The organism is Rickettsia senegalensis, assembly GCF_056135685.1.
Genome location: NZ_JBVYTQ010000001.1, coordinates 219529 through 235459 on the forward strand (window position 1 = coordinate 219529; position 15931 = coordinate 235459).

The window sequence follows — 15931 nt, forward strand, 5'->3', positions numbered from 1 at the left end:
TTTTTATAATGTCTGTAAGATTAAATCTTGACTTCTACAGCCGGCTCACTTCAGAACCTAAATTAAACTCAACTCAAAAACTTGTTCAAGGTTATTTTAACTTAACAGAGAAATCTTTTTCTATAGGTCTTGGAGCACTTTATGCTTATGAGCGTCAAACTCCTGAAGTATCTGACTCTAAAATTCAAGGATTACAAAAATTTTATGGAATTTCAGATTACAGAACTTTACAATTTTTCATTGTTCATAGTACAGTTGATCAATGGCATACACAAGAATGTGCAAATTTGTTTAATAATTTAAGCTCAAAAGAACAAAAATTAGTATATCAAGGAGCGATAAAAGGCGCAAAACTACTATGGCAATTTCTAGACGGTATATATACTCGGTGAATTTCAAAAATTGGCTACGTCGTTCTACAAGATCTGCGGTACTCACGTATTAAGTAACGGCTTCCGTTCCTCGCCTTGTGAATTCCTTGCTCTTTTTGAAATTGACCTTCGTATACCAACTCTTCATTTACTCGAAGTATAAATACAACGCATCATTAACTATTATTCTCTTTCATAAAATGAAAAATATCTTCCTACATTCCTTAAGCCTTGAAAATTATCGTAATTTTAAAAATCTTGAATTAAAAACAGATAATACCCCAATAATTTTAATAGGTGAAAACGGTAGCGGTAAAACTAATATTTTAGAAGCTATATCGTTGTTTTATCCAGGTAGAGGACTTCGGTCAGCTAAACTTGCCGATATATGCAAAGCTTCAGAAGATCAGTGTCTAGTTAAAGCTCTATTGCAAAGCAAATTAGGGCTTGCAGAATTTACCACACAATTTAAACGTAGCTCTAATAGAAGAATAACCGAGTATAACGAAAGTAAAATAGCCAATAATGAGTTAAGTAAATTTACCAGCATGGTATGGCTGACTCCGCAAATGGAAGGTATCTTTACAAGCGGTAGTAGTGATAGAAGAAAATTTCTTGATAGAATAGTTTATAATTTTGATTCAAAGCATGCAGAATTAGTGAGTAAATATGAATATTACATGTATGAGAGAAATAAAATTCTAGCAGAAGATATAAGAGATGATAATTGGCTGAAAATCATAGAAGAAAAAATGGCTGATATGTCTAGTCATATTGCTAATAATCGCTTAAAAACCTTAGAATTTATGCAGCAAGCAATAGATGAACTTGAAAATGAGTTTCCAAAAGCCGATTTATCGATTGACGGCATTGTTGAACAAAAAATATTAGACGGTGCAGAAGATATTGTGGGTTTTATTACTGCAGAACTTTACAAAGCAAGAGGCAAAGATAAACTACTCGGTCGCACTAGCTTTGGAGTCCATAAAAGCGATTTTCTAGTCAAACATAAAAGGAAAAATATCTTAGCAAAATTTTGTTCTACAGGTGAGCAGAAAGCTATATTAATTGCGATAATCCTTGCCGAAATGAATTATGCTATAAAACTAACTAAAATAGCACCGATTTTACTTTTAGATGAGGTCTTTGTGCATCTAGACGACAAAAGACGAGGGTATTTAATCGAATTTTTTACCGGTTTAAACATGCAGCTATGGGTTACCGCTGCCGATTTAGAGGGAATAGAAAATTTTGCAAGTAAAGCACAATTGATTAAGTTGTAATAGTTGAGATTTAATCTTACATTTAGTAAAATTAAGATAATATTAAATGGAGGATTAGAGATGAATCTAAATCAAAAAATAATAAAGCCAAAAATAGGATTACTAGAATTAGCTAGGAGTCTTGGTAGTATATCGTCAGCATATAAAGCTATGGGTTACAGTAGAGACAGTTATTATAGGTTTAAAGAGTTATATGAAACAGGAGGAGAAGAAGCATTATATGAGATTAGTCGGAAGAAGCCAATTATAGCGAATAGAGTTGATCCTGCCGTAGAGAGAGCAGTATTAGATATGGCAATAGAATACCCCGCTTATGGTCAGCTGCGAGTATCAAATGAGCTTAAAAAGACTGGTATTCTTGTATCACCTGGAGGAGTTAGATCTATTTGGCTACGTAATGATTTAAATAATATCAATAAAAGACTTAAAGCATTAGAAGCCAAAATGGCTCAGGATGGTATTGTTCTTACCGAAGCTCAGTTACAAGTATTAGAGAAACGGCGTAGCGAGAAAGAAGCTCATGGTGAGATTGATACACAGCATCCAGGTTATCTAGGATGCCAAGACACATATTATGTAGGTAATTTTAAAGGCATAGGCAAGGTATATTCTCAAGTGTTTATTGATAGTTACACTCGGGTTGCAGAGGCTAAACTATATACTGATAAAACAGCACTTACCGCTGCTGACATGCTTAATGATAGAGTGTTACCATGGTATGAGAGTCAGCAAATACCAGTACTTCGTATTTTAACTGATAGAGGTGGTGAGTATAAAGGTAATATAGAACATCATGCTTTTGAATTGTTCTTAAGCATTGAGGGTATTGAGCATACTACTACTAAAGCATATTCTCCTCAAACAAATGGTATGTGTGAACGTTTTAATAAAACTATGAAACAAGAATTCTTTGATACTGCTATGCGTAAAAAGATCTATACTGATCTTGATGATCTACAACTAGATCTTGATATTTGGCTAGAATATTATAATAATGAAAGACCGCATTCCGGTAAATATTGCTATGGAAAAACACCTATGCAGACTTTTATGGATAGTAAAAAGTTAGCTGTTGAAAAGAATAACGAAATCTTATATCTTGAATACTCATCTGACAGTCATAACTTATCAGACATTCAGATATAATTTTTATAATGTCTGTAAGATTAAATCTTGACTTCTACATCATCATCTGACAGTCATAACTTGTCAGACATTCAGATATAATTTTTATAATGTCTGTAAGATTAAATCTTGACTTCTACACTAATTTTTCACGTAATACTTCAACTAACTTATTAATTGCTTCAGTTGGGTGGATGTTTTCAAGGATAGCAAGCTCACCTGCGAGTCTATTTAAAGCTGATTCGTAGAGTGTTCTTTCACTGTAAGAACGATCATTATCAACATTTTTATGTAAGTCCCGTAATACTTCGGCTATGGCTACAATATTACCTGAGTTAATTTTACCTTCATATTCTTGGGCCCTTCTACTCCACATTCTATTTCCTTGTTTTGGTTTACCTTGAAGAGTTGAATATATGACATCTAAATCTTTTCTGCTTGCAACCGCTCTAAGACCAACAACCGCAGCTCTACTAACAGGCACTTTTAATGTCATTTTATCTTGCGAAAAGGAAATTACATATACTTTAATTTCAGTACCTGCAATAGTATGATATTCAATATTTGTTATTTCACCAACTCCATGTGCAGGATAGACAATTCTCTGCCCTATTTTAAACTCGGATTTTTGTTCGGTTTTATTTTCGGATTGTGTTGTATTTGCCATTATTAATTCCTCCGTAGTGGTTTTAGTGCCTAAGAACTTAATGTTAGACTATTATTTTCTATAGCATAGCACATTTTGCTTCTATTATAAAGTAGATATTTTTATTGAAATAAAATTGATATGCTTTTATTGTAGAGAAAGTTAATAGTTAAGGGAAAGTTATGCGAAGTATTTTTATCGTGCCGATATTTTTATTATTTTTGAGTAGTTGTTCAGAAGAAAAAACACAAAATAAGAATCAAGAAGAGAAACAAATAATAGTGCAGGAAAAAACTCTGCAAAACAACAACGCTTCTCACGAAATAAATCAAGAAGCAGTAAATTCTGAAAACACGGCTGAATCAATAGTTCCTGATAACGATAATAATCAGGCTGATGAAATATCAACGCCGGATTCACAAGAACAAAAAAATCCTGAAATAAAACCTGTTAAAGTTACTTTTAAAGTTGATGATAATGATATGGTTCTCGGTAACAAAAAATCAAATGTTATAGTAGTCGAGTACTTTTCTCCTACCTGTCCGCATTGTGCTTATTATCATCAAACAATTTTTCCGGAACTTAAGAAAAAATATATCGATACTAATAAAATTGCATATGTGGTTCGTGAATTTATTGCTACAAAACAAGATTTAGACGCTGCAATTTTAGCACGCTGCAAAGGTGATATAAATAGTTTTGTGCAGTTTCATAATATCATATTACAACAACAAGATAAATGGGCATATAGCAATAAATACAGAGAATTATTAACTGATATAGGTCAGCTTGGCGGTGTTCCTCCGGAAGAATATAAGCAATGTTTAAATAGTGATAAAATTACTGAAACGCTAATTGCTAATACTAATTTTGTAGCAAAAGCACCAAAATTTATAGGTACTCCTTCTTTCTTCGTTAACGGAGTACAAACCGGAAATTATAGTATAGATAGTATTTCTACGGCAGTCGATAAAGCTTTAGAGGAGCAGAGAGAAAAAGCAAAAAATGAGATGAGTTTGTAATTTTGGCAGTAGATTGTCATTGCGAGCAGGTATTGTTGCGTAGACCGGTAAAACCTACTGTGTCACCCCGTAGCTTGATCACGGGGTCCATAAAAACAATAAATAGTATTTTTAACTGGATCCCGTGGTCAAGCCACGGGGTGACAGAGATGAAATTGATCCACGTCTTCTCGCAATGACTGAGATAAACTAATGAATACGGAAAAACTAAAAAATATCAAAGCAAGAATTAAAGATTTAAAAACTTCTAAGATTTCTAATTCTAAGATTCAGCAAGAAATTAGCCCGTTCACTATCGCTGTAGATTTAGTTTCAGGTACAATGGTAGGTGTCGTAATTGGAATATTTACGGATAAGTTTTTTAATTCTAAGCCTTTATTTCTTATTATATTTACAATAATAGGAATGATTGCCGGCTTTAACATTATAATGCAGAAAATAAGGAAATGACTCATAGCCCTTTAGCACAATTTGATATCAAAAAATTGATAGACATCAAAATGTTCGGCTTTGACGTCAGCTTTACTAATTCGAGTATCTATATGTTACTTGCTAGCATCTTAGCCTTAACTTATTTTTACTTAGCTTTTTATAACCGGAAATTAGTACCTTCTAGATTACAAGTAAGTGCTGAAATAGTTTATAATCTTGTAGCTGATATGTTAAATCAGAATATAGGAGTAAAAGGACGCAAATTTATTCCGTTAGTTTTTAGTCTGTTTATTTTTATTTTATTCTGTAATTTACTTGGTATGACACCTTATAGCTTTACTGCTACTAGTCATATTATCGTTACTTTTACCTTAGCAATTCTAGTATTTTTAACGGTCACTATAGTCGGTTTCGTAAAACACGGGTTACGTTTTTTAACTCTTTTTTTACCACACGGTACTCCTTTATGGTTAGCACCGTTGATGATAGTAATTGAACTGTTTACATATTTAGCAAGGCCGGTTAGTTTATCATTGCGACTCGCCGCCAATATGATGGCGGGACATGTTTTATTAAAAGTAATAGCCGGTTTTACCGTCTCGTTAATGATTTACTTGAAGTTTCTGCCAATCCCTCTTATGGTGATACTAATTGGGTTTGAAATTTTTGTTGCAATACTTCAAGCTTATATTTTTACTATTTTATCTTGTATGTATCTTAATGACGCCATCAATTTACACTGATGCGAATAGCGGATTATTACATAATTCGCTATTCGGTTAGCAATAATTTATGTACCTTGAGTAAATGAAGAGTTGGTATACGAAGCTCAATTTGAAAAAGAGCGAGGTGTTTTGAAGCTTTTAACCGCAGCGTACATACTAGTACGTGAGGATTAAAAGCAAAAAATAACGAAGCCAATTTTTTAAATTCAGCAAGTATATATTTATTTTTTGATTAATTAAAAGTTAGGTTTTTTATGGATATGGTTTCTTTAAAATTTATTGGTATAGGGCTTATGGCTATCGGCATGTACGGTGCGGCTCTAGGCGTTAGTAATATATTTAGCTCTCTACTTAGTTCAATAGCACGAAACCCTTCAGCTGCAGAAAACTTACAAAGAATGGCTCTGATCGGTGCAGGTCTTGCTGAAGCAATGGGGCTTTTTTCCTTTGTAATTGCTATGTTACTTATTTTTTCTTAAAATTCATTTTTAAATAAGATGCCTCAATTTGATATTGCTACCTATTATTCACAAATTTTTTGGCTTATCGTTACTTTCGGCTTATTGTATATCTTTGTTTATAAATTTATCACCCCAAAAGCCGAAGAAATTTTTAATAATAGACAGACAAATATTCAAGATAATATTACGAGGGCCGATACGCTAGCCCAAGAAGTAGAAAAGCTAAATAAATATTATAACGAGGAAATAGACAAAACAAATACCGAAATAGATAGGCTAAAAAAAGAAAAAATAGACTCTTTAGAAGCAGAATTTTTAATTAAAAAAAAGAATCTAGAGCAGGATTTAAAAAACTCTATAAATCACAATATTGAAGATATAAATTTAGCTGCTAAGCAATTTAGAACTAATAAAAGCGAAGCAATCATAAAGCTCGCAGTTAATATTATTGAAAAAATAGCCGGAGCTAAAGCAGATATAGATAGCTTAAAAAGCCTACGTCATTGCGAGGAAAATTACGAAATAATTGACGAAGCAACCCAGTAAAAAATGTATAACATTTTTTTATTATTTTTCTGGATTGCCGCACTCCTTGCAGTCGCTCGCAATGACGATATTGATAATTAGGCAATAACGTAAAAAATAAAACAATGAATTTCCTAGATGAAAGCTTTTGGCTTGCCGTTAGTTTTATAATTTTTGTATATTTAATTTATAGACCGGCAAAAAAAGCCATTTTAAATTCTTTAGATGCTAAGATTTTAGAAGTCCAAGAAAAAGTTCTAAAAGCTGAAAAGTTAAAAGAAGATGCTGCTTTGCTCTTTGAACAAACCAACGCACAAATACAAAAATTAGAAACTTTACGCTCTCAAATGATAGAAGAAAGCAATAAAGTTACCAAGAAAATCATTCAAGAAAAAACTAAAGAAATTGAAGAATTTTTAGAGCATAAAAAATCTGATGCTATACAGTTAATTCAAAACCAAAAATTAACTGCAAGTAAGGAGTTACAAGACGAATTTTGTGATGAGGTAATAAAACTTGTTTCCGAATATTTTCAATCAGCTAAATTTTCAGAAAGCAATATCGTTAAAAATTTAATGGATAAATCTGATTATAATGGACTGAGAAAACTGGACAGAAAAAATAGTACTCAAGTTTCCGAAATAAGTTACAATAAATAGGTAAAACTTAGGAGGAAAGATGAAGAAAAATAAGGTTAGGATTTTCAGTAGTGAAGAAAAGACTAAGGTAGTATTAGAATTAATAAAAGAGGATGCTACCTTAAGTCAATTAGCATCAAAATATGAGATAAGCTCCAAGACAATTCAGAATTGGAAAAAGCAGTTTGTTGCTAATGCAGCTCTAGCTTTTGAGCCAGCTAAAGTTTTGAGTGAATATCAAGAACAAATTAGTGATCTCAAAGAACAAAATGATGAACTAGCTAAAGCTCTTGGGAAAGCTACGGTGGAGAGGGACTGGGCTGTGGGAAAGCTAAAAAGCTTGGACTTATCAAATAGAAAGAGTCTTGTCCAGTCCAAGCTAGATCAACTACCAAAGACAAGACAATGTGAGTTGCTAGATATTAGTCGCTCTACAACATATTATAAAGTTAAACCGCTTAGTGTAGATAAATTAAGTATCTTAAATAGAATAGATGAAATATATACAGATAATCCCGAATTTGGTTATCGTTATATTTATCATCAGTTATTAGAGGATGGTTTTTCAATTGGCAGAGATCGAGTATTAAAATATATGAGGATGATGGGAATAGAAGCCATTTATCCTCATAAGAGAAAGTCTACTTCTGTAAAGGATAATGAGCATAAAGTATACAGTTATTTACTTGATCAATATTGGACTAAATCTAGAACAACAAAAACAGTACATGTACCTAATGTCAATGAGGTTTGGAGTGGTGACATTACTTACATTAGAACTCATGATGGCTTTATGTATATGGCGGCTATTATAGACTGGCATAGCAAAGCTATATTAAGTTATAAATTATCCAATTCTATGGATGCAACTCTTGTTACTGATGTCTTGAAGGATGCCCTTAATAAATATAATGCTCCAAAGATATTTAATAGTGATCAGGGTAGTCAATATACTAGTCATGACCATATACAGATACTAAAAGATAATAATATTCAAATCTCAATGAATGGAAAAGGTCGAAGTATTGATAATATCGTAATAGAGAGATTTTTTAGGACTATAAAATATAACTGTATATTTATTAATGATTTTAAAAATATTAAAGAACTGAGGATAGGTATTGATAATTATCTGTATAAGTATAATTATCAAAGATTTCATTCGGGTATTGGTTACAAAAAACCTATGGATGTTTATCTGAATTATACGCAAAATTATTATCAATTAGCTGCTTAACAATATAATAAAAATAGGAAACGAATTTGATTATTTTTTGTCTTGATTTCTCAGTCCATTATATTTTTTTATAATGTCTGTAAGATTAAATCTTGACTTCTACATGTCTACAAATCACACATTTTATCTGCTTTACTAGATTCCCACCATTGTTGCGTGGGTCAATTTCAGCTCTGTCATCCCATGGTCAAGTCGACCTTGTTGCATGGCTCGGTTTATACGTCATTGCGAGAAGAATTACATAGTAATTCGACGAAGCAATCCAGTTAAAAATTCTGATTTACAGAATTTTTTTATTATTTTTTCTAGATTGCCACGTCACTTCGCTCCCCGCAATGACGATTTAGAATTTCATGGGCAACAATATCTATACCGAAAAAGAATTACCGCAGCCACATTTTGCTTTGGCTTGCGGATTACTAACGTTGAAATATGAACTGCCGAGTTCCTCTATAAAATCTAAAGTACAATCTAGCATAAATTTTTGAGAGATAGGATCAATAATAATTGTAGCATTATGTTTAGTAATGACATAATCATCCTGCTCTATACCATCTTTTGAGACTAGTTCATAATTATACATAAGTCCTGAACAACCGCCGCTATCAACCGTAACTCGCAGTACTAAATTCTCATCTTTTTCTAGCTCTATTAACTCGCAAACTCGTTGAAAAGCCCTATCCGTAATTGTTATCGTCACCAAAATTACCTTGTAAAAGTCTTGTAAATTATATAGTATACTTTAACATTTTTCAAGTCGGCGTTGCTTGTGTGGATACCAAGTCGTCATTGCGAGGAGGGGCAGAGCCTCGACGTGGCAATCTCAGGAATTTTATACTGTTTTCTAGATTGCCACGCTCTCTACGTTCGCTCGCAATGACGATTTGGTAGCCTCAACACAACGCCTTTCAAAATAAAGGATAACGATGCTAGCTTCATACGCTACCGATCCTCTTAAAAGTAGGGGAAGATTATATAAAGAAATCCCGACTTCGTATAGAAACGAGTTTGAACGTGATCGTGATCGTATTATTCATACCAATGCGTTTAGGCGTTTGCAATATAAAACTCAGGTTTTTATTAATCACGAAGGGGATCATTACAGAAATAGGCTAACTCACTCCTTAGAGGTTTCGACTGTTGCTCGTTCGGTCGCTAATACTTTAAATTTATCAAGTGATTTAGCTGAGACAATAGCACTTGCTCATGATCTTGGTCATACGCCTTTCGGTCATGCAGGCGAAAGAGCTTTAAATGAATGTATGAAAGAGTATAAAGGCTTTTCCCATAATGCTCAATCTTTAAAGATACTAACATTACTTGAAAAAAGATATGCGGCTTATAACGGAGTCAATTTAACATGGGAAGTTTTAGAAGGAATCGTAAAACATAATGGTCCTATTACTACTGAGATAAATGAATATATCGCAGAGTATAATAAGCAAAATGATTTAGATCTTGGTACTTACGCATCAGCAGAGGCTCAAATAGCAGCACTTGCTGATGATATTAGTTATATTTCGCATGATCTCGAAGATAGTATCGGTGCTAAAATTATCGATTTTAATAGTCTTGCTGAGCTTAAATATATTGACCAACATGTTTTTGAGATTAAAGCAAAATTTAAGAATATTGGTTCTTCTTGTCTGATTTATGAGGTAGTACGTAAGCTAATACATGAGTTAATTACCGATTTACTATGGCAAACACAAGAAAATTTAAATAAAGAAAAAATTACTAATATAGACGAAATACGTAACTTAAATTATCAGATAGTGGATTTTACGGAAAAAACTAATGTCCGTATTAAGGAAACTAAAAAGTTTCTGCATGAGCGAGTTTATAAAAGTAATAAAATTATGGCCATAAGCCTTAAATGTACTAAAATTGTTCAAGGTCTGTTTAAGGTTTATATGGATGATATTAATTTATTACCGGTTAATTGGAAAATGCTAATAGGCGCTAATGAAACATACAGTAAAGCTAGAGTTATTGCCGATTATATAGCAGGTATGACCGACCGTTTTGCCATTCAAGAATATAATCAGCTTTGCTCGCTGAATTTTAATAATATCTAAAAACTTAATTATGAATATATTTAATCAATTAAAACAAGATATAATTGCGGCAAGCAGGCAATTATATAATAATCAAGAAATAGCAAATAATGCTACTATTGAAACTCCGAAAGATAGTTTTAACGGTGATTTATCAAGTAATATTGCAATGATTCTTGCTGCTAAAGAAAATATTTCTCCTCGGGAAGTGGCTTTAAAGTTTAAAGAAATTCTTATAACATTACCTTATATTGCAAGTATAGAAATAGCAGGACCCGGCTTTATTAACTTTACTATAAAAGCTGAAACTTGGCAGATAGCAGTTAAAGATATTCTACAGCACGAAGAAAAGTTTTTTGTAATTGATATAGATAAAAGCAGAAATATTAACATCGAGTATGTTTCGGCAAATCCTACCGGTCCAATGCATATAGGCCATGCTAGGGGCGCGGTATACGGTGATGTGTTAGCAAGAATTCTGCAAAAGGTAGGTTACTCTGTTACAAAAGAATATTATGTTAATGATGCAGGTTCGCAAATAAATGATTTAGTGAGTACGGTATTATTACGTTATAGAGAAGCTCTGGGCGAGAAAATTACTATTTCTGCCGGTTTGTATCCAGGGGAATATTTAATTCCGCTTGGGCAAATTTTGGCGAAAGAATACGGTAATAAATTATTAACGATGAACGAAGATGAAAGGTTCAAAATAGTCAAAAATTTTGCTGTAGAAAAAATGCTTGATTTAAATAGAAAAGATTTAGCAGATTTAGGTATTAAACATGATATATTTTTCTCTGAGCAATCATTGCATGATAAAGGCGAGATAGGAAAAACAGTTAAACTACTAGAGCATATGGGGCTAATTTATGAAGGCAGCCTCCCTGCTCCTAAAGGTAAAGTTCATGAGGAATGGGATAATAGAGTTCAAAAATTATTTAAATCTACCAATTACGGTGATAGTCAAGATCGTCCTATAGAAAAAGCTGATGGAAGTTGGTCGTATTTTGCTTCCGATCTTGCATATGCTAAGGATAAAATAGATAGAGGAGCAAATCACTTAATTTATATACTTGGTGCGGACCATAGCGGATATGTTAAAAGAATTGAGGCAATAGTTAAGGCTCTAGGCAAAGAACAAGTTAAAGTAGACGTTAAAATCTGTCAATTGGTCAATTTTGTTGAAAACGGTGTGCCGGTTAAAATGTCAAAACGCCTTGGGAGTTTTGCCAGTGTGCAAGACGTAAATCATGAGGTGGGGAAAGATGTCATAAGATTTATGATGTTAACAAGACAAAATGATAAGCCGCTTGATTTTGATTTAGTAAAAGTAAAAGAACAATCAAGAGAAAATCCTATCTTTTACGTACAATATGCACATGTAAGAACAATATCAATTTTATCGAAAGCTAGGGGATTAATGCCTGAATCTTATAATAACTTTGAAGAAGGTAAGTATGATTTATCTTTATTATCATCGGAAGAAGAAATTGAGATCATAAAACTTTTGGCTAGCTGGACAAAAACATTAGAAACATCTGCAAAATATTTTGAACCACACCGCATTGCATTTTATTTAATAAACTTAGCCTCAAGATTTCATTCTATGTGGAATTTTGGTAAAGAAAATAGCGATTATAGATTTGTAATCGAGAGCAATAAAGAATTAACTACCGCTCGTCTTGCTCTTGCAAGTGCCATACAGAAAGTTATAGCTAGTGGTCTTGAAGTGATAGGTGTAGAGCCTATGGATAGGATGTAGTTAGGTTTTCATCGTCATTGCAAGCAGCCGTAGGCTGCATGGAACGATTTTTCCGTCATTCCTGCAAGACCTTGTTGCGTAGATATAAAAAAAGTAGCTGCGAACTAAGAAAAGTAGTAAATCGACAAAAAACTTAACCACAAGTATGTATGTCAAAGCTACAAAAAGTTTGCAACTGGAAAGAATATAACAGAAGTTTAAAGAAAAGAGGAACAATAATTTTCACATTTTGTGAAGAATATTTAAAAGAGTTATATTATGGAGGGGAACAGAGGCAAGGAGGAGCGAGAAGATATAATAGCAAGATGTATGAATATTTGCTAACAATTAAGCTGTTATTAAGATTGCCATGGCGAGCAACAAGCGGATTTGCAGAAGGAATGTTTAGCAAAATATTTGCGGGTAAGGATTTAAGAATACCGGATTATGCCCATGCATCAAGAATCGCTAGTAAGCTAAAGTTACGAGTAAAAAATATTGGAGTACAAGAGAAAGGTTCAGGGAAAGAGATAGTATTTGATAGTACCGGAGTAAATGTATATAGCACCAGTGGGTGGCATCAAAGGAAATACGGTAAGGATGGATTATAACGGTAAGGATGGATTATATCGTAAGAGAGAACAGTGGAAGAAGATACATGTAGCAGTCGATTTAGATAGTATGGAAGTACTATCTGTAGCCTATACGGATAGTAACACAAACGACTGTGAAGTTGTTGGTGATATGAGCAAAGAGATAACAGGCAAAGCTAAAACCGTTATAGCAGATGGAGCTTATGATACGCAGGAGTTTAGAAAGATAATATATGATTGGGGAGTACAAGATTTAATGCCCCCAGCACGAACATCTAAGTCACAAGATGAATTAAAGAATAAAAGCAAGGTAGAGAAAGAACATTTAGCTTACAGAGATAAAGTAATAAAAGGAATTAGAGAATATAAAAATTTTGATGAAGGTTTAAAAGCATGGAAAATTAATTGTAATAGTTGAGATTTAATCTTACATTTAGTAAAATTAAGATAATATTAAATGGAGGATTAGAGATGAATCTAAATCAAAAAATAATAAAGCCAAAAATAGGATTACTAGAATTAGCTAGGAGTCTTGGTAGTATATCGTCAGCATGTAAAGCTATGGGTTACAGTAGAGACAGTTATTATAGGTTTAAAGAGTTATATGAAACAGGAGGAGAAGAAGCATTATATGAGATTAGTCGGAAGAAGCCAATTATAGCGAATAGAGTTGATCCTGCCGTAGAGAGAGCAGTATTAGATATGGCAATAGAATACCCCGCTTATGGTCAGCTGCGAGTATCAAATGAGCTTAAAAAGACTGGTATTCTTGTATCACCTGGAGGAGTTAGATCTATTTGGCTACGTAATGATTTAAATAATATCAATAAAAGACTTAAAGCATTAGAAGCCAAAATGGCTCAGGATGGTATTGTTCTTACCGAAGCTCAGTTACAAGTATTAGAGAAACGGCGTAGCGAGAAAGAAGCTCATGGTGAGATTGATACACAGCATCCAGGTTATCTAGGATGCCAAGACACATATTATGTAGGTAATTTTAAAGGCATAGGCAAGGTATATTCTCAAGTGTTTATTGATAGTTACACTCGGGTTGCAGAGGCTAAACTATATACTGATAAAACAGCACTTACCGCTGCTGACATGCTTAATGATAGAGTGTTACCATGGTATGAGAGTCAGCAAATACCAGTACTTCGTATTTTAACTGATAGAGGTGGTGAGTATAAAGGTAATATAGAACATCATGCTTTTGAATTGTTCTTAAGCATTGAGGGTATTGAGCATACTACTACTAAAGCATATTCTCCTCAAACAAATGGTATGTGTGAACGTTTTAATAAAACTATGAAACAAGAATTCTTTGATACTGCTATGCGTAAAAAGATCTATACTGATCTTGATGATCTACAACTAGATCTTGATATTTGGCTAGAATATTATAATAATGAAAGACCGCATTCCGGTAAATATTGCTATGGAAAAACACCTATGCAGACTTTTATGGATAGTAAAAAGTTAGCTGTTGAAAAGAATAACGAAATCTTATATCTTGAATACTCATCTGACAGTCATAACTTATCAGACATTCAGATATAATTTTTATAATGTCTGTAAGATTAAATCTTGACTTCTACATCTTGGCATCCTAGATAACCTGGATGCTGTGTATCAATCTCACCATGAGCTTCTTTCTCGCTACGCCGTTTCTCTAATACTTGTAACTGAGCTTCGGTAAGAACAATACCATCCTGAGCCATTTTGGCTTCTAATGCTTTAAGTCTTTTATTGATATTATTTAAATCATTACGTAGCCAAATAGATCTAACTCCTCCAGGTGATACAAGAATACCAGTCTTTTTAAGCTCATTTGATACTCGCAGCTGACCATAAGCGGGGTATTCTATTGCCATATCTAATACTGCTCTCTCTACGGCAGGATCAACTCTATTCGCTATAATTGGCTTCTTCCGACTAATCTCATATAATGCTTCTTCTCCTCCTGTTTCATATAACTCTTTAAACCTATAATAACTGTCTCTACTGTAACCCATAGCTTTATATGCTGACGATATACTACCAAGACTCCTAGCTAATTCTAGTAATCCTATTTTTGGCTTTATTATTTTTTGATTTAGATTCATCTCTAATCCTCCATTTAATATTATCTTAATTTTACTAAATGTAAGATTAAATCTCAACTATTACAAATAAAAGACTTAAAGCATTAGAAGCCAAAATGGCTCAGGATGGTATTGTTCTTACCGAAGCTCAGTTACAAGTATTAGAGAAACGGCGTAGCGAGAAAGAAGCTCATGGTGAGATTGATACACAGCATCCAGGTTATCTAGGATGCCAAGACACATATTATGTAGGTAATTTTAAAGGCATAGACAAGGTATATTCTCAAGTGTTTATTGATAGTTACACTCGGGTTGCAGAGGCTAAACTATATACTGATAAAACAGCACTTACCGCTGCTGACATGCTTAATGATAGAGTGTTACCATGGTATGAGAGTCAGCAAATACCAGTACTTCGTATTTTAACTGATAGAGGTGGTGAGTATAAAGGTAATATAGAACATCATGCTTTTGAATTGTTCTTAAGCATTGAGGGTATTGAGCATACTACTACTAAAGCATATTCTCCTCAAACAAATGGTATGTGTGAACGTTTTAATAAAACTATGAAACAAGAATTCTTTGATACTGCTATGCGTAAAAAGATCTATACTGATCTTGATGATCTACAACTAGATCTTGATATTTGGCTAGAATATTATAATAATGAAAGACCGCATTCCGGTAAATATTGCTATGGAAAAACACCTATGCAGACTTTTATGGATAGTAAAAAGTTAGCTGTTGAAAAGAATAACGAAATCTTATATCTTGAATACTCATCTGACAGTCATAACTTATCAGACATTCAGATATAATTTTTATAATGTCTGTAAGATTAAATCTTGACTTCTACAAATGAAATGATTGCCCTTGGGAAAGCTCAATATAGCTTTTAGAATTATATAAAATTTAATTATTTTTATACTCTAAGCGCTATATTGACTTTTTTTAATCTCCACGCAATGACGTTTTTTTATTATCAAATTACTAA

At 33.0% G+C, this 15931-nt stretch carries 16 protein-coding genes and 4 pseudogenes; 16 read left to right on the forward strand and 4 right to left on the reverse strand.

Features of this window, described 5'->3' with window-relative positions; genetic code table 11:
- Positions 1-81 precede the first annotated feature (81 nt).
- From AC0ODJ_RS01090 to AC0ODJ_RS01100, 3 genes and pseudogenes are all read left to right on the forward strand, one after another.
- Positions 82-392, forward strand: a pseudogene (locus AC0ODJ_RS01090) (iron-containing redox enzyme family protein).
- Between the two features lie 179 nt (positions 393-571).
- Positions 572-1654: a DNA replication/repair protein RecF gene (gene recF / locus AC0ODJ_RS01095; RefSeq protein ID WP_474464643.1), complete on the forward strand. Its 1083-nt coding sequence runs from the start codon at positions 572-574 to the stop codon at positions 1652-1654.
- A gap of 60 nt (positions 1655-1714) precedes the next feature.
- Entirely contained in the window at positions 1715-2800 is a 1086-nt protein-coding gene (locus tag AC0ODJ_RS01100; protein WP_121834048.1) for an IS481 family transposase, read from the forward strand.
- A gap of 115 nt (positions 2801-2915) precedes the next feature.
- Here AC0ODJ_RS01100 and AC0ODJ_RS01105 read toward each other — a convergent pair whose 3' ends face one another.
- Positions 2916-3446 (reverse strand): CarD family transcriptional regulator, encoded by a 531-nt coding sequence (locus AC0ODJ_RS01105; protein WP_474464644.1) that lies wholly within the window; start codon positions 3444-3446, stop codon positions 2916-2918.
- A gap of 161 nt (positions 3447-3607) precedes the next feature.
- Between AC0ODJ_RS01105 and AC0ODJ_RS01110 the strand changes: the two genes are divergently transcribed.
- From AC0ODJ_RS01110 to AC0ODJ_RS01140, 7 genes are all read left to right on the forward strand, one after another.
- On the forward strand, positions 3608-4447 hold the full coding sequence (locus AC0ODJ_RS01110) for a DsbA family protein (protein ID WP_218460208.1): 840 nt from the start codon (positions 3608-3610) through the stop codon (positions 4445-4447).
- 192 nt (positions 4448-4639) lie between these two features.
- Positions 4640-4897: an AtpZ/AtpI family protein gene (locus AC0ODJ_RS01115; RefSeq protein ID WP_218460207.1), complete on the forward strand. Its 258-nt coding sequence runs from the start codon at positions 4640-4642 to the stop codon at positions 4895-4897.
- Positions 4894-5622: a F0F1 ATP synthase subunit A gene (locus AC0ODJ_RS01120; RefSeq protein WP_011270386.1), complete on the forward strand. Its 729-nt coding sequence runs from the start codon at positions 4894-4896 to the stop codon at positions 5620-5622. The genes AC0ODJ_RS01115 and AC0ODJ_RS01120 overlap by 4 nt, the downstream gene beginning before the upstream one ends.
- A 236-nt stretch (positions 5623-5858) precedes the next feature.
- Positions 5859-6083, forward strand: a complete 225-nt coding sequence (locus AC0ODJ_RS01125) for a F0F1 ATP synthase subunit C (protein ID WP_010420727.1) — start codon at positions 5859-5861, stop codon at positions 6081-6083.
- An 18-nt stretch (positions 6084-6101) separates the two neighbouring features.
- Positions 6102-6611, forward strand: a complete 510-nt coding sequence (locus AC0ODJ_RS01130; protein ID WP_218460206.1) for a F0F1 ATP synthase subunit B family protein — start codon at positions 6102-6104, stop codon at positions 6609-6611.
- A gap of 104 nt (positions 6612-6715) precedes the next feature.
- Positions 6716-7249 (forward strand): F0F1 ATP synthase subunit B, encoded by a 534-nt coding sequence (locus AC0ODJ_RS01135; RefSeq protein ID WP_474464650.1) that lies wholly within the window; start codon positions 6716-6718, stop codon positions 7247-7249.
- A gap of 19 nt (positions 7250-7268) precedes the next feature.
- Positions 7269-8465 carry an IS3 family transposase gene (locus tag AC0ODJ_RS01140; protein WP_474464651.1) on the forward strand — a complete coding sequence of 399 codons (1197 nt, stop codon included), beginning with the start codon at positions 7269-7271 and terminating at the stop codon, positions 8463-8465.
- A gap of 218 nt (positions 8466-8683) precedes the next feature.
- On the opposite strand, the pseudogene AC0ODJ_RS01145 reads toward AC0ODJ_RS01140, so the two are convergent.
- Positions 8684-8768: pseudogene (locus AC0ODJ_RS01145) on the reverse strand (lytic transglycosylase domain-containing protein); the annotation flags it as partial.
- Between the two features lie 64 nt (positions 8769-8832).
- Positions 8833-9165, reverse strand: coding sequence for an iron-sulfur cluster assembly accessory protein (locus tag AC0ODJ_RS01150; protein WP_218460705.1), 333 nt, complete (start codon positions 9163-9165; stop codon positions 8833-8835).
- A gap of 226 nt (positions 9166-9391) precedes the next feature.
- Between AC0ODJ_RS01150 and AC0ODJ_RS01155 the strand changes: the two genes are divergently transcribed.
- From AC0ODJ_RS01155 to AC0ODJ_RS01175, 5 genes are all read left to right on the forward strand, one after another.
- Positions 9392-10543, forward strand: a complete 1152-nt coding sequence (locus AC0ODJ_RS01155) for a deoxyguanosinetriphosphate triphosphohydrolase (RefSeq protein ID WP_218460704.1) — start codon at positions 9392-9394, stop codon at positions 10541-10543.
- Between the two features lie 10 nt (positions 10544-10553).
- Positions 10554-12284 carry an arginine--tRNA ligase gene (gene argS / locus AC0ODJ_RS01160; protein ID WP_218460703.1) on the forward strand — a complete coding sequence of 577 codons (1731 nt, stop codon included), beginning with the start codon at positions 10554-10556 and terminating at the stop codon, positions 12282-12284.
- A gap of 149 nt (positions 12285-12433) precedes the next feature.
- Positions 12434-12874, forward strand: coding sequence for a transposase (locus AC0ODJ_RS01165; protein WP_121843865.1), 441 nt, complete (start codon positions 12434-12436; stop codon positions 12872-12874).
- Positions 12864-13274 (forward strand): transposase, encoded by a 411-nt coding sequence (locus tag AC0ODJ_RS01170; RefSeq protein ID WP_474464418.1) that lies wholly within the window; start codon positions 12864-12866, stop codon positions 13272-13274. The genes AC0ODJ_RS01165 and AC0ODJ_RS01170 overlap by 11 nt, the downstream gene beginning before the upstream one ends.
- A 53-nt stretch (positions 13275-13327) precedes the next feature.
- The gene (locus tag AC0ODJ_RS01175) at positions 13328-14413 is read left to right on the forward strand and encodes an IS481 family transposase (RefSeq protein ID WP_127896995.1); all 1086 of its coding nucleotides are present in this window, start codon (positions 13328-13330) and stop codon (positions 14411-14413) included.
- 38 nt (positions 14414-14451) lie between these two features.
- On the opposite strand, the pseudogene AC0ODJ_RS01180 reads toward AC0ODJ_RS01175, so the two are convergent.
- Positions 14452-14958: pseudogene (locus tag AC0ODJ_RS01180) on the reverse strand (helix-turn-helix domain-containing protein); the annotation flags it as partial.
- A 68-nt stretch (positions 14959-15026) separates the two neighbouring features.
- On the opposite strand from AC0ODJ_RS01180, the pseudogene AC0ODJ_RS01185 reads away from it, so the two are divergent.
- Positions 15027-15755: pseudogene (locus tag AC0ODJ_RS01185) on the forward strand (integrase core domain-containing protein); the annotation flags it as partial.
- Positions 15756-15931: the final 176 nt, after the last annotated feature.